This is a genomic window from Sutcliffiella halmapala (assembly GCF_050107295.1).
In the GTDB taxonomy this organism is placed as follows: domain Bacteria; phylum Bacillota; class Bacilli; order Bacillales; family Bacillaceae_I; genus Sutcliffiella_A; species Sutcliffiella_A halmapala_A.
In genome coordinates this window covers 78,415-97,400 of the sequence record NZ_JBNIKR010000008.1, presented here as the reverse complement: position 1 = coordinate 97,400, position 18,986 = coordinate 78,415, and the positions used below count along the sequence as shown (strand labels likewise).

Sequence of the window (18,986 nt, the reverse complement as noted above, 5' to 3'; positions counted from 1 at the left end):
TAGTTTTGCTGAAATTTGTCGAATAACTTAAAAGTTGGATAATTCTATATATTAGAAAAACATTTAACAATCGTAACATAGATAAGGATGAATGAAAAGTGAGAACAGTTTCCAGTAGAAAATGTCTGTTTTCGCGAATGGATAAGACCGAATCTTTTCCCTGTTTGTAAAGTGTGCTAACATTAATATTTGCTTAGATGAAAAAATTATCAGTGAAATACTTGCATCCCAAGCTGGAGGCTTTATGATGATCTATTTGGATAATAGTGCGACAACAAAACCATATAAAGAAGTGTTAGATTCCTATATAGCTGTATCCACCAATTATTTTGGCAACCCATCCTCTCTTCATTCCCTGGGGGGAGAAGCGGAAAAGCTGCTTCATCATTCCCGTGAGATGATCGCATCCCTACTGAAGGTAGAGCATAGGGAAATCATCTTCACATCTGGTGGAACAGAGAGTAATAACCTGGCAATAAAAGGGTCTGCCCTCAGCAAAAAACATCTTGGTAACCATATCATCACAACCTCAGTCGAACATCCATCCGTTACCAATGCGATAGAGGACTTAAGGAAAGAAGGCTTTGAGGTCACAACCTTGCCGGTAAATGAGGAAGGAAGAGTTTCCCAAGAACAAGTGGAAAAAGCAATGAAGAAGGAAACGATTCTTGTTTCCATCATCCATGTGAATAATGAAACGGGAGTCATCCAGCCCATTGAGAAAATAAAAAAAGTGGTTAAACAGTTTCCTCTCGCCAGTCTCCATGTGGACTATGTGCAGGGTATAGGAAAAGTTCCACTCAATATGGAGGGAATCGATCTATGTTCCATCTCCTCCCATAAATTTCATGGACTAAAAGGGAACGGGGTATTGCTTGTCAAGCAGGGGGAAAAGTTGCATCCACTCTTTAGTGGAGGAAATCAGGAATGGACGCTCCGTTCTGGGACAGAAAATGTTGCCGGGATTGTGGCGATGACCAAGGCATTAAGAATGACCTTGGAACTCAGTGAACAGCGTTTGGATTCCATTCAGAGCCTCAAAGAGTATTTGTTGTATAAACTGTATGAGATGAAAGAGCTTGCAGTCAATACACCTTTCCATGACTCAGCCCCGCATATCGTCAATTTTTCCGTTCCGAAAGTGAAATCGGAAGTGTTGGTGCATGCACTTGGTGAAAAGGGGATTTTCGTATCAACAACTTCCGCCTGTTCCTCCAAGCGAAAGGCACCAAGTAAAACACTTTCTGCCATGGGGCTCCCGAAGGAACGCTCCGAGACGGCAATCCGTATCAGTATGACCTTCGACTCAACGAAGGAAGAGCTTGATATATTTTTAAAAGAAGTAGCCAAAGCAATCGCCACAATAAAACAGGTAACGAGGTAGAAGATGATGAATTATGACCACATTTTGATCAGGTATGGAGAAATGTCCACTAAAGGTAGAAACAGAAAACAGTTTGTTCAAAAGCTCAGCTCGAACATCCTGGATAAAGTAAAAGATTTCCCTAAAGTTGGAATCGAAAAAAGCAGAGACAGAATGTTTATCAAGCTGAACGGGGAACCGCCGGAGCCAATCATTGAAAAGCTTCAACGTGTTTTCGGAATCTACTCATTCAGCCTTGCAGTAAAAACAGCGACGGAGCTTGAAGATATGAAAAAAGGAGCGCTCTTTGCGTTAAAAGCATTACCTTATGAAGGTAAGACTTTTAAAGTTACTGCCAAAAGAGCGTACAAAGAGTTTGAACTAGATACAAACGAGTTGAACCATGCAATTGGATCTCATCTATTGATAAACACAGAAAATCTGAAGGTGAATGTCAAACAACCAGATATAAATGTCAGGGTGGAGGTACGCGAGGAAGCCACTTATATTACCTGTAAGGACATTTTAGGAGCAGGAGGCCTGCCGGTTGGTTCGAGTGGAAAAGGCGTATTGATGCTCTCAGGCGGGATTGATAGTCCGGTTGCGGGATATCTTGCGATGAAGAGGGGAATCGAGCTGCAGGTTGTACACTTTTTCAGCCCGCCCTACACAAGTGAACGTGCAAAACAAAAGGTAATCAATCTGGCTGAAAAACTGACGGAATTCGGTCCTTCCATCAATCTGCATATCGTTCCATTCACTGACATCCAAGTTGCCATCCAAAAGCAGGTTCCTGAAAACTACACCATGACCTCCACGAGAAGATTCATGCTATTGATAGCAGATATGCTGCGTGAACAAGAAAAAGGACTGGCAATCATAACAGGTGAAAGCCTTGGTCAGGTTGCAAGCCAGACCCTGCAGAGCATGGTAGCCATTAATGAAGTCACAAGTACACCGATTATCCGTCCGTTGATTACGATGGATAAAACGGAAATCATGGATATTGCGGATAAAATAGATACATTGGAAATTTCCAATCGCCCATACGAAGACTGCTGCACCATTTTTACTCCCGCTTCACCGAAAACGAAGCCGAAAGCAGAAAAAATCAACTTCTATGAAAGCTTTTTTGACGTTGAACAAATGGTAAGGGATGCGGTTGAAAACACAGAAAAGCTTAAAATCACGGGAAAATCAGATAAAGAAGACAGTCTTTTCAAGGAACTATTTTAGAGGCTGGAAATCTGTGAACAATTACCATTTTTAAAACATGAATGATGCCATGTGTTTTTACACATTCTATAGTCACAAGGAGGTGAAAACACATGGCAAACAACAGTTCAAACCAACTAGTTGTACCTGGTGTACAACAAGCTCTTGACCAAATGAAATACGAAATCGCTACTGAATTCGGTGTTCAACTTGGTCCTGATGCAACTGCTCGCGCTAACGGTTCCGTTGGTGGAGAAATCACTAAGCGCTTAGTTCAAATGGCTGAGCAAAGCTTTGGTGGCGGTTACCAAAAATAATAAATATAAATGGCTACGAGGTGGGGGCAACCCCACCTTTCTTATATTCCCTCGGAGGTGTTTGTTGATGAAGGAGCAGAACCAGGTTGAAAAGCAGCAAAAGAAACAAGGCCGTAAACGTCAAAGTGAACCAAAACACGCAAAAAAATCCAATGAGCAGTAATTGATGATGGCGCCTTCTATGGAGGGCGCTGTTTTTTGTGAAGGACCTTTCCGGAAAGATTGTTGCTTTAGGAATAAGGCTCGGCTAAAGATAAGATGTCAACATTAAACACCCTGTTGGTCTCCGTTCCAGGGGTTCGCTTTCCGCGGGCGGTCTCGGGAGCCTCCTCGGCGCTAAAGCGCCTGCGGGGTCTCCCTTGACACGCTCCTCCCGCAGGAGTCTCACCCCTTGCACTCCAACCAACAGGGGTGAGACTCATAGTAATAAATTTGCCTTACTAATGGTACAAAAATTACATTTTATCTCCATCCTATTTTCTTTTTCAATTGGAATTTAATTCGTTTTAAGGCTATTTCACATAGCAAATAATGTTTAAAACGTGAGTTGATTGTAGCGGAGGACACATGACTCCTGCGGGAGAGTAGAGGGCATGGGAGACCCCACAGGCGAAGCCGAGGAGGCTCCCATCCGTCCCCGCGGAAAGCAAGTGTCCGGAGCGGAAATCAACGGGCAACATTAGATGGATACATTTATCTAAGTAGCAATAATAAATGCGAAAACAGCCTTTGTTAAAGAGAAAATTGCCCGACCAAGCCATCCCCATATTACAAATAGATAAAATTCCAACAAAATAATTCAAATTATTTAAAAAATTTTGTAAGATAGAGGTAGTACTAATACAAAGGGGATGACTTCATATGTTGAGAGAGGAATTATTGGCACCAGAAAAGTACAACCTTGTTCAGGAAATGGAAAAGTACGCGCAAGAGGGGGAAAGACTTGCACTGATCTGGGAAAGCGAGCAAGGGGAAAAAGATCAGGTTACATATCAGGAATTAATGAAAGCTGCAAATAAAATTGGAAACGCTTTACTGGCCGAGGGACTGCAAAAAGGGGATGTGGTCCTTGTGATGATGCCGAGGCTGATTGAATCTTATCAAATCTACCTTGGAGCTCTGAAAGCTGGCCTAGTTGTAATTCCTTGCTCTGAAATGCTAAGGGAGAAGGACTTATCCTATCGTATTGAACATGGTGATGTGAAGGGTATCATTACATATCATCCTTATGTGGAACAGGCTAATAAACTGGAGGAAGTGGGAAGCTTGATCCGTTTCAGTGTCGGCGGATTTAATGATGCAGGCTGGAAGGATCTCCAAGACGAGATGAAGAAGCAATCCGATACCATGCCTTTCGCTGAAACATCCAAAGACGACATGGCATTCCTTTCCTATACATCAGGTACTACAGGGAACCCGAAAGGTGTTGTACATACACATGGCTGGGCCTATGCGCATCTTCGTACAACATCCAAACATTGGCTGGGAATCGAAGAGGATGACGTGGTATGGGCAACGGCGAGCCCTGGCTGGCAAAAGTGGATCTGGAGTCCATTCCTCTCTACTCTTGGTTCAGGTGCCACAGGATTTGTATATCATGGTAAATTCGATCCGAACACGTATTTAAAGCTTCTCGAAAAGTACGAAGTGAATGTACTATGTTGCACACCGACGGAGTACCGGATCATGGCGAAGGTGGATAATCTGGATGCGTATTCGCTGCCGCATCTGCATAGTGCCGTTTCTGCAGGCGAACCGCTTAACAGAGAGGTGATCGACACGTTCAGAAGGCATTTTGAAATTGATGTAAGGGACGGTTATGGACAAACGGAGAATACTCTTTTGATTGGTGTACTGAAGGGGATGGAAATCAAATCGGGCTCCATGGGAAAACCGACCCCAGGAAACAGAGTTACCATCATCAATGACCATGCCGAAGAATGTGAGGTAGGTGAAGTAGGGGATATCGCGGTGCATATCGAGACTCCTGCACTGTTCAAGCATTACTATAAAGATCCGGAACGTACGTCCAGACAATTTAGAGGTGAATATTACATTACAGGGGATCGGGCGAAAAAGGATGAAGAGGGCTACTTCTGGTTTGAAGGGCGCAGTGACGATATCATCATCAGTTCAGGCTATACGATTGGCCCTTTTGAAGTGGAGGATGCACTCGTGAAGCATCCATTTGTACGGGAATGCGCGGTGGTTGCTAGTCCTGATGAAATCAGGGGCAGTGTCGTCAAGGCTTTTGTCGTTCTGCAGGACGGAGCAGAAAAAGAGGAGGCTAAATTGACAAAGCTTTTGCAGGAGCACGTCAAAGAGCTTACAGCACCATATAAGTATCCTCGAAAAATAGAGTATGTGGCGGAATTGCCAAAAACGACTTCAGGTAAAATAAGAAGAATCGAATTGAGACAAAAGGAATTGGCTTCAAAGGCAAAGTAAATAAGGGTGGCGGGTAATGGATCCATTACCCGCCTTTGTTCTGCATGCAGTTTTTTTGTATAGGACCCTTACAAATGATAATCTGAAACTATTACCTTAAAAACTTACATAGGAAAAGGGGCAAGAATGTATATGGGAGAAATATGGTTTGGGGGCAAGATTTATACCCTCGTGCAAGAAGGACAAACGGTGGAAGCGGTCTACACAGAAAATGGAGTAATTAAAGAAGTTGGGGCTGCAAAAGAGCTGATCCATAAATATGAAGCTGCTGAGAAAAAGGATCTTCAAGGAGCGGTGATGTACCCTGGATTTACCGACAGTCATATGCACCTGATCGGACACGGGGAAAAGTTGCTGCGCTTGGATTTGTCTGATTTGAAATCCGCTCAGGAAATGAAAAATGAATTGTTTGAAAAAGTGTCTGAAACTGCTGCTGGAGAATGGATTTTTGGAGAAGGATGGAATGAAAACAACTTTATCGATAGAAAAATCTTTCATCGAAAAGAACTGGATGAGATCACCTCCAGCCATCCGATGATCCTATCGAGAGTATGCCGCCATGCGGTACTCGTAAATTCCAAGGCATTAGAGCTCGCAGGTATCACAAAGGATACCGAAAATCCTCCTGGAGGCGTCATTGTGAAGGACGAGCAAGGTGAGCCCACAGGATATCTATTGGATCAGGCACAGGAGCTGGTCAAAGCGATCATTCCAAAAGCGACAGAAGAATACTTGTATACCGCACTGAAGAAGTCGGTTCAGGATTGCCTGTCTCTTGGGCTGGTAGGAAGCCACAGCGAGGACCTAAGCTATTACGGCAGCTTCCACAAAACGTACGGAGCATTTGTGAATCTGATTGAACGGGACAATTGCAAGTACCGTGCACATCTTCTTGTGCATCATGAGGTTGTGGATGATATGCACGAATTCGGACACCGCTATAAAGATTCCACAGGATTTGTCACGCTTGGTGCGATGAAGATATTTGCAGATGGTGCGCTTGGTGGAAGAACAGCACTTTTAAGCAGGCCTTATAATGATGCACCGGAAACCTCGGGGGTGGAGATCCATTCGAAGGAACAGCTGGAGATGCTTGTCAAAAAAGCGAGGGATTATGGGATGCCAGTCGCCGTTCATACCATCGGCGATCAGGCCTTTGAATATATTTTGGATGTAATCGAGCTTTATCCTGCACCGGCAGGGGAAAGGGACCGTCTCATTCATGCACAGATATTAACAGAGGAATTGATTGAGCGTGCTAAAAAGCTCCCGATCATCTTGGATATTCAGCCCCGGTTTGTCGCAACGGATTTTCCTTGGATTATTGAACGACTTGGAGAGGATCGCTTGAAGTACAGCTATGCGTGGAAAACGCTGCTTGATGAAGGGTTGATATGTGCAGGTGGATCCGATGCGCCAATCGAGCCGGTAGATCCATTGCTCGGCATACATGCCGCTGTCACAAGGCAGATTCCATCCGACCCGGAACAAACGGTGTATCAACCGGAGCAACGCTTATCGATGTATGAAGCCATTCAATTATTCACAAAAGGAAGTGCCCAGGCCATTGGTGAGGAAGAGAAGCAGGGTCTGATCAAGGGAGGGTACTACGCGGATTTCACGATACTGGATAAAGATCTGTTCCAGATTGCCACTGATGAAATCCTGGAGACTAATGTAAGAATGACGGTCGTGGACGGAACTGTCATGTATCAAAAATGACATGCCAATAAAACACCCCACTCCAGAGTCGATGGAGTGGGGTGCTTATCCTTATAGGAAAGTGCGTTTCACTTTTTCCCAGAAGGAATTGTCCTTCAATTTTACGGTTTTGATTTTCTGGTCGGTCAATTGTATATCTAGTTTTTCGACATGACGGATACTTAAGGCTTCGTTGTCGATACCGATAGTTGGGTAGTCATTTCCGTCCTGGATCACTTTTAGTGTCAGCTTTCTTGCGCCAGCCATAATGAATGGGGAGCCAAGTGTCCGAAAGCTGTTATTGTTGATGGAAGCAAGCTCGCTTACCTGGAAGCATGGCAGCATCGGGTCCACAACCGCTCCATGTACGGATTTATTGTACGCGGTGCTTCCAGTAGGTGTGGATACGATCATGCCATCTCCACGGAATGTTTCGAAATGCAGGTCGTCTATGTAAACATCGATGGCAAAGGTTTTGATGATGGCTGATCGAATCGAGCATTCATTCAGGCAATAAAACTTGGACAAATCATCCACCGTCACTTGGATAGTAGGGTATTTTCTTACTTCAATCTGTTCATTTGTCATAGCCTCCACCATTTTATCGGTTTCGTCTATATGAAAATCGCAATAGAAGCTGGAAGAATATTCAGTGGAAATACCTGCGTAAAGGCAATCCTCCTTGAATCCTGTTTTTTGGACAGACTGCAGGATCGTGCCATCCCCTCCAACAGCAACAATGATATTGGCTATCCGGTAGTCTTTTACCACCTCAAAGTTATTGGCTTCCGCTAAAAGCTGCAAATTGTTCACCTTTGTTTCAAGGTCCTGCTCCTTTTTATAAAAGAAATACATTTTACGGCGCTCTGTCATCTTTTTTCCTCCTCTGATTAATAAATAATGGTAGAAAATCAAAAGATAACCAATAATCATTATCCTTTTTGTCTTGTTTTTAGTACAATTCTATATTGTGACTAGTTTATCATTTTCATGAAACTTTTTGAAAGAATTTATCGTAGTAGTACTGTACACACACTTTAGGAGGTTTTAGCATGAGCGGAAAACGGTGGGCAGCATTAGGAATAGCCTCATTGCTATTTTTGGTATCAATCGTGACGAATATGACTGTTAGCGCAACGGAAAGCAGTGAGTCACTGTCAGATATTTTTGGAACAGACACGGGGTTTGTTGAAGAAGTGGTGGAAGAGGGCAACCCGGACCGCAAGCTTCTTGTATTGGAAGTGAATGGTGCCATTCAAGATCTGGGGGAAGATGTGACATCCATTTTTCAATCAGCAGGCTATAATCATCGCCAATTCTTGAGAATGCTCGATCAGGCGAAAGAAGATGATTCTGTGAAGGGAATCGTACTTCGAGTGAACACACCTGGTGGCGGGGTGTCGGAAAGTGCGGAAATACATAAAAAATTGATGGAAATCAAAGAAGAGACGAAAAAGCCGATTTATGTTTCCATGGGAGCGATGGCCGCTTCCGGTGGTTATTACATCGCCGCTCCTGCAGATAAAATTTTTGCAACCAATGAAACGATTACCGGCTCCATCGGGGTCATTATGCAAGGTGTGAACTACAAGGAGCTTGCAGAAAAGTATGGTGTGAAATTCGAGACCTTCAAAAGTGGGCCCTATAAGGATATCATGTCCCCAACAAAGGATATGACGGATGAAGAGCGCCAAATTCTACAAACGATGGTCGACAATATGTACGACCGCTTTGTCAATGTTATTGTAGAGGGCCGTGGTATGAGTGAGGCGGAGGTACGTAACATTGCTGATGGACGCATCTACGACGGCCAGCAGGCCAAAGACATCAATATTGTTGATGAAATCGGCTATTTCGAGGATGTAGTGGAAGCTATCAAAAAGGACCATAAACTAGGAAGTGTCCAAGTGATTCAGTATGAAGAAAATGTAGGGCTAGGCTCCCTGTTCAGTATGAATGCCAGCTCTCTCCTTAAACCGGATTCAGAGATGCAGATGCTTGCGAAACTCATCAACCAGCCTAATTCCCCAAGACTGATGTACTTGTATGCGGACTAGGAGGGTGGAAGAATGAGAGAAGAATCTAATAGAACAGAGCCTGAAATGAATAGGAATGCTGACAACAAGAATGAGCATGTTGAAAAGGTTCATGTAGAGAACGTCGAGGAGGAGTTGGTTCACGATTCCTATCCGAGTGCCGTCTTTAAGTCTCCGCCGGAAAAGCCAGTATACCGGTTTGCAGGATTCTGGATGAGACTGTGGGCATTTCTTTTGGATGGAATCATTATTTGGAGTATCGGGTCCATCTTAATTGTTCCACTATTTAGGGGGCTTGGTCTTTCTACTGGAGAGAGCTCCATGTTTTCGCCGGCCACTATTGCAACGACCATTGTCTTTTATGCCTACTTTATCCTTATGACCAAATACTTTAAACAGACGCTAGGTAAAATGGTATTTGGACTGAGGGTAGTCGATCTTGCGGAGGAAAGGCTATCCTGGAAAACAGTATTGTTTCGTGAAGGCATCGGGCGTTACATTGCAGGCGTTTTTGCGCCTATCACCTTTGTAGTCTATCTGGTTGCCGCTTTCACGAAAAAGAAGCAAGGCGTGCATGACCTCTTTGCTGATACTAGTGTTGTTCATGAAAATTGATGATAAACCTGCAGGCTTGTAGCTTGCAGGTTTATTTTTTTTGTCCAAGGAGATAATGGTTGTTGAAGGAAAGGGCGTGAGTATATTGATTTGGATTGGTATTTTAGTTGGAATCGTCCTTTTACTATTTTTATTGATATTTTTCACTAAAATCACGGTCCATTTTTATTACCATCACCAGCAGGATGATGACGAAATGATAATTCGCCTAAGCGCCTGGTTTGGGCTTATTAGGTATACGATAGATGTTCCCTTAATAAAAGTGGACAAGGAAACGGCCTCCATTGAAGTGAAGGAAGAGACTCATATGGGTAAGGGTGGGAAGACGAAGGAGAAGGATAAAAAGTTTTCTCCAGAGGAAATACTCAATAGCTTTCGTGATACCTATGAACTGGTGAGACATGTGGTGGGAATGCATAAAATAGTTAGAAGGTTTTTATCGAAAATGGAAATCAAAGAATTGGAATGGCACAGTAATATCGGACTTGGGGATGCTGCCCATACCGGTATGGTGGTTGGTGCGGGCTGGACGCTAAAGGGTGGGATAGTCGGCTTTATGAGCCACTTTACCAAATTGCAGACACAGCCGGTTCTCACTATTACCCCCTACTTTCAAATGATGGTCACCCAAACTCTGATTAAGTGTATGATTCGTTTTCAAATCGGGTATGCTATTCTAGCAGGAATAAGAACCGTTAAATATTGGAAAGGCGGACGGCCGAAATTCAAGACTCGTCCGTTATCAATGTTGTCTAAGGAAGAAGATAGACAAGAATCTATGTAAGTGTAAAGAAGGAGGATCTATATGTCTGAACATCCTATTAAAAGTCTGATGACGACCGCAATGGAAAACTTGAAAGATATGATTGATGTCAATACCATCATAGGTGATCCGGTTGAGACACCTGATGGAAGTGTCATCCTTACCGTGTCGAAGGTGGGATTTGGATTCGCAGCTGGTGGAAGTGAATTTCAAGGCACTTCTTCTGCAGGCCAGGAAAAGCATGATGGCGGCAATGGCCAGCAACAGCAGTCTAAGCTGCCTTTTGGTGGAGGTAGCGGTGGAGGAGTTTCCATTACCCCAATCGCCTTCTTGATTGTCAGCTCTTCAGGTGTGAAAATGCTCCATCTTGATGAAAGCACACATCTCTACGAGCGCATTCTGGATTTGGCTCCACAAGCGGTGGAAAAAGTGCAGCAGATGATGAACAGCAATAAAAAGAACCAAAACCAGCATTCCAATCACAACTCCTATTCAGATCACAAACAGGATTTGGACTTTTAAGAAGTTGGCTGCTTAGCAGTTGACTTCTTTTTTTATGTCTCATTTAAACACCGCTGTTGATTCCCGCAAAAGGCTGCGCTTTCCGCGGGGCGTTGATGGAGCCTCCTCGGCTTCGCATGTGGGGTCTCCACTAAACGCCATCTCCCACAGGACAAGGAAGGCTGCGGCAGCGATACATCGCACGAAGAAAAATGCTCGCATTTTCGAGAAGTCTCCGCCTTTTGCTCCAATCAACAGCTAGATTCTTATTATATCAATACTAGACAGTACCAGAACCTTATTAATTGAACGGTTAGACTTTAAAAAGCGATTATGGAGGGTGATTAATTGCAAAACACCCTCAACAGGGCTATTATTAACATAGTACATAACTTTTAAGGAGTGAACATTTCATGGCAAACGTTACATTCAAAGGGAACAAAATGACTTTAGTTGGAAGCGAAGTTAAAGTTGGGGATAAGGCACCTAATTTTTCCGTACTTGCAAACGATCTATCCCCAGTGGCTCTTGAAGATTCTAAAGGTTTCAAGCGACTAATCAGTGTAGTACCTTCTATTGACACAGGTGTGTGTGATGCACAGACCCGCCGTTTCAATGAAGAAGCTTCTAAATTGGATAATGTAAAAGTGATCACTGTCAGCATGGATCTACCTTTCGCTCAAAAGCGTTGGTGTGCTGCCAGCGGCCTAGATAATGTACAAGTTGTTTCCGATCATCGCGATGCATCATTTGGTGAAGCGTATGGCGTGTTAATGCAAGAACTTCGTTTATTGGCTCGTTCTACTTTCGTAGTTGATTCAAATGATACTGTAACGTATGTGGAATATGTAGGTGAAGGAACAGATCACCCTGATTATGATGCGGCTATCGAAGCTTTGAAAGCTGCTGAGTAATTAATCGTCTTATTTGGCATCGATAGGAGCAGACTGTAGAACATGCAGTCTGCTTTATTTTTTTGCTTGTCGGAGCTGACCAAGCGGCTTGCACTTTCAGGTCAGCACTAGTTAAAATAAGTATACTCATTAAGGAAAAAAGAATAGGAGTGTCAGGAATGTCCATTACCAAATTGGAAAACACATTTAGTTTATTTGATACAACCGCGCAGATTTTGCAGGAGGAATTGGGGTGCACGTACTTGGAGGCACTTGCGGAAACGGCCGAGAATATGTTTCACGGGGACGTGATCCAGGAGGAAGTATCGGAAGTGACGAAGCGCCGCCTTACAAAGGAGTATGACAAATTGAAGCTGCAGTCGCTAAGTAAGGAAGAAATCCGCAAAGGATTCCAGCTTGCCATTCTAAAAGGCATGAAGGATGCGGCTCAGGTTCATCATCAGATGACTCCCGATGCCATAGCCATATTCATGGGCTATCTTGTAGGGAAATTCACTTCCCAAGAGCAGCAGCTGACACTTCTCGATCCTGCAGTGGGTACAGGAAACCTGTTGACCGCTGTGCTTAACCATCTGCAAGGGAAGAAGCTTGAAGGCTTTGGAATTGATGTAGACGAGCTCCTAGTAAAGCTTGCTTATAATAATGCCAATCTGCAGGAGCAGTCCATCAATCTTTTTAACCAGGACAGCTTGGGTAACTTATATCTGGAGCCTGTGGATGTCGTGGTAAGTGACCTGCCAGTCGGATACTATCCGAACGCGGTGAATGCTGCCAACTTCCAGCTGAAAGCCTCGGAAGGCCATTCCTATGCGCACTATCTATTTATTGAACAGAGCTTGAAGTATACCAAATCAGGTGGATACCTTTTCTTCCTTATTCCCAACTCCATGTTCGAGGACGAGGATGCACCAAGGTTGAATACCCTTATCAAGGAAGAAGCGTATATCCAAGGGATGCTGCAGCTGCCCGAATCCATGTTCCAGCACAATAAGCACGGGAAAAGCATCCTGATCCTCCAGAAAAAAGGCATAGGAGTGGAAAAGCCGAAAGAAGCGCTGCTTGCCAGTCTTCCTAGCTTCTCTAACGTCCAGGCGATGGAGCGAATGATGGGGCAGATCAATCAGTGGTTTACGGAGAAAAACACCTCCAAATAAAGGTGTTTCTATTCAGAAAATAACGAATATATAAGGAAAGCGTTACCATTAAGGGAAGGCTCTTGCAAATGAATTATGACGGTGTTTAAATGAAAAAGGTATATATAATGAACGTGCATTGCACAAGCTAGGATTAGTATGGTCACCCTTTTTTTCATATAAGATGAGTGACAATATAAAAGGAGTTGTACGTAACGTCATGTCAAAAGTTATTGCGATAAATGCAGGTAGTTCTTCTCTTAAGTTCCAACTTTTCGAAATGCCAAGTGAGAATGTTATTACAAAAGGGCTAGTGGAACGTATCGGATTAAATGATGCAGTATTCACTATTTCCGTGAACGGAGAAAAAGTAACAGAAATCACAGACATTCCCGAACATGGAGTAGCGGTTAAAATATTATTGAGCAAACTGATAGATTTGGGAATCATTCAAAGCTTTGACGAAATCACAGGAATTGGCCACCGTGTCGTGCATGGTGGAGAGAAATTCAATGATTCCGTCCTGATTACGGATGAAGTGCTAGGTCAGCTTGAAGAGCTTTCCGAATTGGCCCCTCTTCATAATCCTGCAAACATCGTTGGAATAAAAGCCTTCAAAGAAATTCTGCCAAACGTTCCGGCAGTTGCTGTTTTTGATACGGCATTCCATCAGACGATGCCTGAAAAATCTTTCTTGTACAGCTTGCCATACGAGTACTATGAGGATTATGGTGTACGTAAATATGGTTTCCACGGAACTTCCCATAAGTATGTATCAGAGCGTGCAGCTGAGCTTCTTGGCAGACCGGTTGAACAGCTTCGTCTAATCTCCTGCCATTTAGGTAATGGTGCGAGTATCGCAGCTATCGAGGGCGGTAAATCAATCGATACTTCCATGGGCTTCACACCATTGGCTGGTGTAGCGATGGGAACTCGTTCCGGAAATATCGATCCGGCTTTAATTCCGTTCATTATGGAGAAGACAGGAAAAACGGCTGACGAAGTCTTGGATGTTTTAAATAAACGCAGTGGTATTTTAGGGGTATCCGGTTTCTCCAGTGACCTGCGTGATATCGAGTCTTCTGCCAAGGAAGGAAATGAGCGTGCGGAACTTGCTCTTGAAGTGTTTGCAAGCCGTATCCATAAATACATCGGTTCTTATGCTGCAAGAATGTTCGGTGTGGACGCCATCATCTTCACAGCCGGTATCGGGGAGAACAGTGATGTAATCCGTGCTCGTGTACTCCAGGGCCTTGAATTCATGGGCGTCTACTGGGATCCGGCGCTGAATAAGGTACGTGGAAAAGAAGCATTCATCAACTACCCTCATTCACCGGTAAAAGTAATGGTAATCCCTACAAATGAAGAAGTAATGATCGCAAGAGATGTTGTGAAAATAGCACTATAAAAATGAAAGCCTGAGTTGGATATTCCCCCGACTTGGGCTTTTTTTTTACAGCCTGCTTCTATGCTATAATGGTACTAATCATGTTGGAGAGTGAGGGGAAGACAGTGTCTGTCAAATCTACCGAAGAACAATGGAAGCAAAGAATAGAAAAATGGGAGCAAGCCCTTTATTCATATGAACCATCACAGTTCAGCGCCACAGTGGATTATTGGTTGGATCTGGCATTTGAATACCTGCCGGCTGATACCAAAGATATATTCTTTTCTCAAATTGACACTTGGCTATTCCACTTACACGGCTTTATTCAACAAACTTCCTTTCAGCAACAGGCCGAAGAACGGATCTTGAAAATGGCCCAAAGCTATAAGGAGGATGTGGAAACGATTGAAGACATCAAGACATTGACTTTAAGCCAAAAAGTTTTTATTGCTGAGCAGCAGATTGCCAAGCAAAAGCTGTACTCCGTTGTCCAGGGAGGGATGACCGGTACGGGCAAGCTTTCTACACTTGCCGTGGATATTCCGGCATTTGCAGCATTGAATATTCGAACAACCCAGCTGATTTCTTTGTCCTTCGGATATCGTGCCAGCACACCGTATGAAATGGTGAAAGCCCTGCAGCTGTTCTACTGTGCTACCATCCCGAAAAAATATCAATATGAGCGGTGGCAGTCACTGACAAAAGACATAGGAGAGGAAGGGGATCTTTATTTTGACACGCTATCGGAAAAGGACCATCCTACCGTTTGGCTCCAACAGCCTTTGTTTCATCTTGTAAAACTATTATTTGTCGTGGTGCTTGGGCGGAGGAAAGTGAATGGCATTCCTTTCATAGGCATGGTGGCTGCTGCTGGTACCAATTATTATTGGACAAAAGAAGTCTCTCAATTTGCCCACCATTATTATGTGATGCGCCATCTTTCAGCAAACAACTAACTTAAAAAACCGGCACTCAAACTAGGTTTGAGTGCCGGTCTTTTTTCAGGCGTGCAGACGATCTTGTGATACGTGCTGATTCATGCGATACCAAAGCCACAGATCATTGATCACACTTGCTAGTTCTGCAATATCTGAATTTAATTGGCAGGAGCGTTCAAAATTTGATTCGTTATTCAATCTCTCCTGCTTTTCATTGATTTCATTTTCCAATTCCTTTATTCGGTCCGGGATCTTACCTCTGATTATTTCCCATTCCAACAGAATTTCCTGCTGGGTCTCTTTGCTGTATTGTTTCCAATCCATCTCTAACTCCGGCAGGGGAATTCCTAATCGTTCATTTTGTCTAAAAGAAAACATGACGACAACATCCTTTTTCTTCTCGTTTTCTTTATTGTATAACAAGCGAGTTCAACAATCTATGAAAAGGAAATATCTGTTTCCCGCTTTTAACTCCGTACGACTAGAACATCGCAATTTGCATGGCGGACAATCTTTTCAGAAACACTCCCACGGACCAGCCTTTCAGCAAGATTCATATCCGAGGAACCACAAACAATGAGATCCACTTGATGATCTTCTGCAATTTCATTTGGCAGCGTCTGTTTGGGTGAACCAAATTCCATGATGGTTTTCACGGTATGGATTCCTTTTCCTTTTGCTTGCTCGCCATACTCTTGCAATAGCTCTCTGGCATGTCCTTCCGCCTCATCAGTCATTGTCACATCATATGCCTCCGTCGTTGCGATGGATCTGATATCAATGACATGTGTAATGAAGAGTGCGGCATTACTTTGTAGACAGAGGTGAATAGCCTTATGAAATGCTGATATGCCCTCTTCCGTACCGTCAATTGCAACCAGTATATTTCGATATGATCCATCCATATTGATCAGCTCCATTCTCTTTTATACTATTTTTTACCACATTTAAAAGAATGATAAACGAGGAAAGCTATCATGGTAAAAAGAGATGAGAAAGGTGGATGAAATAGTATGAAAGAAAAAGATCCAAAAGAGATATTTTCTTATGACGATGAAGCGGTAAATCAAGTGCATAATCAAATTACGGATGCCTATTCAAGTGGAGTGGTAGGGGACCAGTACAGCCAGAATGCTTATCAGCCGACTGAAGAAGAGCCGAACAAGCAAGAGGGGCAATAAATTCTCTATAATAAAGGTGTCGGCAACTATGCCGGCACCTTTTTGGATGATTTCTTGAACAATACATATAAGCAGCCTGTAAATACAAATGATAGAAATCCTGGAGAGAAGGGGTCAGGCAGCAGGAAATAGAGTAGGATTCCTGCTGCAATACAATAAAATGCGGCTTTATTATAGGCCGGTAATGTATGCTCCTCGTTTATTTTTAATTTTTTGATGAACAGAAAATCTGTCACAATCACAGCGGATAAAGGAATAACAAAGGCACCTATCAGTGATATGTAGTCTTTTGCCTGTTCCACGAGTGCAGGTGTCAGGGAAAGAAGAATGCCTGCCACCCCGAAGATCAGCGAACTCTTTATTCTTCCGAGTTTCGGAACAGAATTAAGCAGGCTGAAGCCCCCCGTATAGGCGTTGCTTAGGTTGATGTAGATCATCGACACCATGGCTGCCCCAAGGATAATGGAGCCAGATACGGCAGAACCGGTCATTTCACTTGTGGAAATAAAGGGATTCAAAGAGCCGTTCAAACTCGCTGTAAATGCCCCGAAAAACGCCGTGAGGATAAATCCGGAAACATTACCGGCATAGAGTCCCCAGAAACCTTGTTTAGCTGTGATGGCATATCTGGTCATATCCGAAGAAGCAGATACACCTGAAACGTACTGCACAAAAGCCAGGCTTGCGAAGAAAACCATCATCGACAGATCCCATGTCCCGTCACTGGCATCCAGAATAGGTTTGCTAGACAGTCCTTTTAATAATAGAAAGAACATTAGAATCTGTCCTGTCAGCAATAATGGCATAAAGTATTTCGTTGCTTTCTTCACCGCTTCGAACCCGACAAGTGCCAAGAGCGTCATAATGGATGCGAGGACCATGGCAATGACAGCAAAGGGTATGGAAACCTTAAGGACCCGTTCCAACAGGAATTGCACCACCATTGCGCCTCCAATGGTTTGTACCGAAAACCAGTAAAGCGATGTGATTGTCCTTAATGGGGAAGAGACGAATCGTGCCCCTTTTACTCCGATAATCGATCTGATTGCAAATTGTGAAGGTATGCCTCGTTCTGCACCAGGCAATGATAAGAAGGACACAAAAAGGAAAGCAAGTGCTGCCCCGGCAATCGTAGACAAAAATGCAGCTGTAAAGTTCAAACCGCCCTCGATGACCGCCAAGGCGGGGACGAGAAAGTTTCCTGCATTAACGGAAAATGCTATTTGAATGATCATATACTCATACCATTTGGTTTTTCTTAGTTCCTGTGGTACTGCTTCCAGTCCGAATTTTTCAACTCTTGTTTTACGAAGAGGTACGGTGTTTTCTAAATTTGCCACGACGGTGTTCCCTTCTTCCCGTTTAATAGTCCGTGTTCAAAAAGGAGAATAAAAAGAGCAAAGAAGTTCGAGGAAGCGAAGACTCGAGCACCGCAGCGTATGATTTGTAATGTTGCGGAGCGGAGAGGCAAGCTGACGAAGAAATTCTATAGCTTTTTAACCGGACTTTTTGAACATCCTCTAAATGATGTTAGTTTCATTTTATCGCATGTTGACAGCTTAAATGTTGTAAATTTTTTTATTCTGCATGAAAATAGAGAGAGACTTCAGTTTAAGGGGGAATCCTGTTTTGCGTCATGCTTTGATAACAGCTGGTTCCAAAGGGCTAGGAAAGAAAGTATCTGAAATGCTTCTAGAAAAAGGCTGTACCGTTTCCATCAATTTTCGCAGTGACAAGGATGCGATAGAAAAACTAAAAAAGAAATGGGCTCATTATGGAGAAGACCGCCTTCATTTCTTCCAAGGGGATGTGACGAAAAAAATGGACATGGAACGATTCGTTACAGAAGCTGTCCTTAGATTCGGTCGCATCGATTACTTGATTAATAATGCAGGACCTTATATTTTTGAACGGAAAAAGCTCGCAGATTATACCGAAGATGAATGGTATGAGATGTTAGAAGGCAACTTGAGTTCGGTTTTCCATTTATTCCGCCATACCATTCCGATCATGAGAGTGCAGAAGTTTGGGAGAATTGTTACTTACGGGTTTCAAGGAGCGGAGTCCTCACCAGGTTGGATCTACCGTTCCGCGTTTGCTGCTTCGAAGGTGGGCTTGGTCTCCCTGACAAAATCCATTGCCATTGAAGAGGCGGAGAATGGAATAACCTCTAATATGATATGTCCAGGAAATATTGTAGGGGAAATGAAAGAGGCGGATATCGCGTATTCACGAGGCATTGCAGATATTCAAACCCCAGTTGGACGTTCGGGAACCGGAGAAGATATTGCACGAGCCATTCTTTTCCTATGTGACGATAATTCCGATATGATTACAGGAACCGTAATGGAAGTTACAGGGGGAGTGGATGTCATCAATCGGCACCGCTAGAGAGCCTATAATCACACTTAATGGATTATCTGAATTATTTGTCAATATTGATAATTCTGAGTTTATTAAAGCGCTTACATGAA

19 protein-coding genes are annotated in these 18,986 nt (G+C 43.4%); 15 read left to right on the top strand and 4 right to left on the bottom strand.

Annotated elements, in window-relative coordinates; genetic code table 11:
• Positions 1-247: 247 nt before the first annotated feature.
• The 5 genes from ACQCT5_RS14480 to ACQCT5_RS14460 all read left to right on the top strand — a co-directional run bounded on the left by ACQCT5_RS14480 (position 248) and on the right by ACQCT5_RS14460 (position 7,065).
• Entirely contained in the window at positions 248-1,384 is a 1,137-nt protein-coding gene (locus ACQCT5_RS14480) for a cysteine desulfurase family protein (RefSeq protein ID WP_499642827.1), read from the top strand.
• Positions 1,385-1,390: 6 nt separating this feature from the next.
• Positions 1,391-2,599 (top strand): tRNA uracil 4-sulfurtransferase ThiI, encoded by a 1,209-nt coding sequence (gene thiI, locus ACQCT5_RS14475; RefSeq protein ID WP_499642826.1) that lies wholly within the window; start codon positions 1,391-1,393, stop codon positions 2,597-2,599.
• Between the two features lie 92 nt (positions 2,600-2,691).
• Complete coding sequence (locus ACQCT5_RS14470; RefSeq protein WP_499642710.1) at positions 2,692-2,895, top strand: alpha/beta-type small acid-soluble spore protein; 204 nt, start codon at positions 2,692-2,694, stop codon at positions 2,893-2,895.
• 861 nt (positions 2,896-3,756) lie between these two features.
• Entirely contained in the window at positions 3,757-5,343 is a 1,587-nt protein-coding gene (gene mbcS, locus ACQCT5_RS14465; RefSeq protein ID WP_499642709.1) for an acyl-CoA synthetase MbcS, read from the top strand.
• Positions 5,344-5,475: 132 nt separating this feature from the next.
• Entirely contained in the window at positions 5,476-7,065 is a 1,590-nt protein-coding gene (locus tag ACQCT5_RS14460) for an amidohydrolase (protein WP_499642708.1), read from the top strand.
• Positions 7,066-7,116: 51 nt separating this feature from the next.
• Here the strand turns inward: ACQCT5_RS14460 and ACQCT5_RS14455 are convergent, their stop codons facing one another.
• Entirely contained in the window at positions 7,117-7,917 is an 801-nt protein-coding gene (locus ACQCT5_RS14455; protein ID WP_499642707.1) for an NAD kinase, read from the bottom strand.
• Positions 7,918-8,096: 179 nt separating this feature from the next.
• Here ACQCT5_RS14455 and sppA point away from each other — a divergent pair, with 179 nt between their 5' ends.
• The 8 genes from sppA (at position 8,097) to ACQCT5_RS14415 (ending at position 15,349) form a co-directional block, all read left to right on the top strand.
• Positions 8,097-9,101 (top strand): signal peptide peptidase SppA, encoded by a 1,005-nt coding sequence (sppA, locus tag ACQCT5_RS14450; RefSeq protein ID WP_499642706.1) that lies wholly within the window; start codon positions 8,097-8,099, stop codon positions 9,099-9,101.
• A 12-nt stretch (positions 9,102-9,113) separates the two neighbouring features.
• Positions 9,114-9,695 (top strand): RDD family protein, encoded by a 582-nt coding sequence (locus tag ACQCT5_RS14445; protein ID WP_499642705.1) that lies wholly within the window; start codon positions 9,114-9,116, stop codon positions 9,693-9,695.
• Positions 9,696-9,771: 76 nt separating this feature from the next.
• Entirely contained in the window at positions 9,772-10,479 is a 708-nt protein-coding gene (locus ACQCT5_RS14440; protein WP_499642704.1) for a DUF2953 domain-containing protein, read from the top strand.
• 21 nt (positions 10,480-10,500) lie between these two features.
• Positions 10,501-10,980: a GerW family sporulation protein gene (gene ytfJ / locus ACQCT5_RS14435; protein ID WP_499642703.1), complete on the top strand. Its 480-nt coding sequence runs from the start codon at positions 10,501-10,503 to the stop codon at positions 10,978-10,980.
• A gap of 392 nt (positions 10,981-11,372) precedes the next feature.
• Positions 11,373-11,873 (top strand): thiol peroxidase, encoded by a 501-nt coding sequence (gene tpx, locus ACQCT5_RS14430; RefSeq protein WP_499642702.1) that lies wholly within the window; start codon positions 11,373-11,375, stop codon positions 11,871-11,873.
• 158 nt (positions 11,874-12,031) lie between these two features.
• A complete protein-coding gene (locus tag ACQCT5_RS14425) occupies positions 12,032-13,027 on the top strand; it encodes a class I SAM-dependent methyltransferase (RefSeq protein WP_499642701.1) in 996 nt (331 codons plus the stop codon).
• Positions 13,028-13,226: 199 nt separating this feature from the next.
• The gene (locus tag ACQCT5_RS14420; RefSeq protein WP_386642871.1) at positions 13,227-14,414 is read left to right on the top strand and encodes an acetate kinase; all 1,188 of its coding nucleotides are present in this window, start codon (positions 13,227-13,229) and stop codon (positions 14,412-14,414) included.
• Between the two features lie 104 nt (positions 14,415-14,518).
• A complete protein-coding gene (locus ACQCT5_RS14415; protein WP_499642700.1) occupies positions 14,519-15,349 on the top strand; it encodes an EcsC family protein in 831 nt (276 codons plus the stop codon).
• 45 nt (positions 15,350-15,394) lie between these two features.
• On the opposite strand, the gene ACQCT5_RS14410 is transcribed toward ACQCT5_RS14415, so the two are convergent.
• Positions 15,395-15,709, bottom strand: a complete 315-nt coding sequence (locus ACQCT5_RS14410) for a hypothetical protein (RefSeq protein ID WP_499642699.1) — start codon at positions 15,707-15,709, stop codon at positions 15,395-15,397.
• An 89-nt stretch (positions 15,710-15,798) separates the two neighbouring features.
• Positions 15,799-16,236 carry a universal stress protein gene (locus tag ACQCT5_RS14405; RefSeq protein WP_499642698.1) on the bottom strand — a complete coding sequence of 146 codons (438 nt, stop codon included), beginning with the start codon at positions 16,234-16,236 and terminating at the stop codon, positions 15,799-15,801.
• A gap of 108 nt (positions 16,237-16,344) precedes the next feature.
• Between ACQCT5_RS14405 and ACQCT5_RS14400 the strand changes: the two genes are divergently transcribed.
• Positions 16,345-16,512, top strand: a complete 168-nt coding sequence (locus ACQCT5_RS14400) for a hypothetical protein (RefSeq protein WP_417899329.1) — start codon at positions 16,345-16,347, stop codon at positions 16,510-16,512.
• A 26-nt stretch (positions 16,513-16,538) separates the two neighbouring features.
• On the opposite strand, the gene ACQCT5_RS14395 is transcribed toward ACQCT5_RS14400, so the two are convergent.
• Positions 16,539-17,852 (bottom strand): purine-cytosine permease family protein, encoded by a 1,314-nt coding sequence (locus tag ACQCT5_RS14395; RefSeq protein WP_499642697.1) that lies wholly within the window; start codon positions 17,850-17,852, stop codon positions 16,539-16,541.
• A 289-nt stretch (positions 17,853-18,141) separates the two neighbouring features.
• Between ACQCT5_RS14395 and ACQCT5_RS14390 the strand changes: the two genes are divergently transcribed.
• Entirely contained in the window at positions 18,142-18,903 is a 762-nt protein-coding gene (locus ACQCT5_RS14390; protein WP_499642696.1) for an SDR family oxidoreductase, read from the top strand.
• The last annotated feature ends 83 nt before the right edge of the window (positions 18,904-18,986 follow it).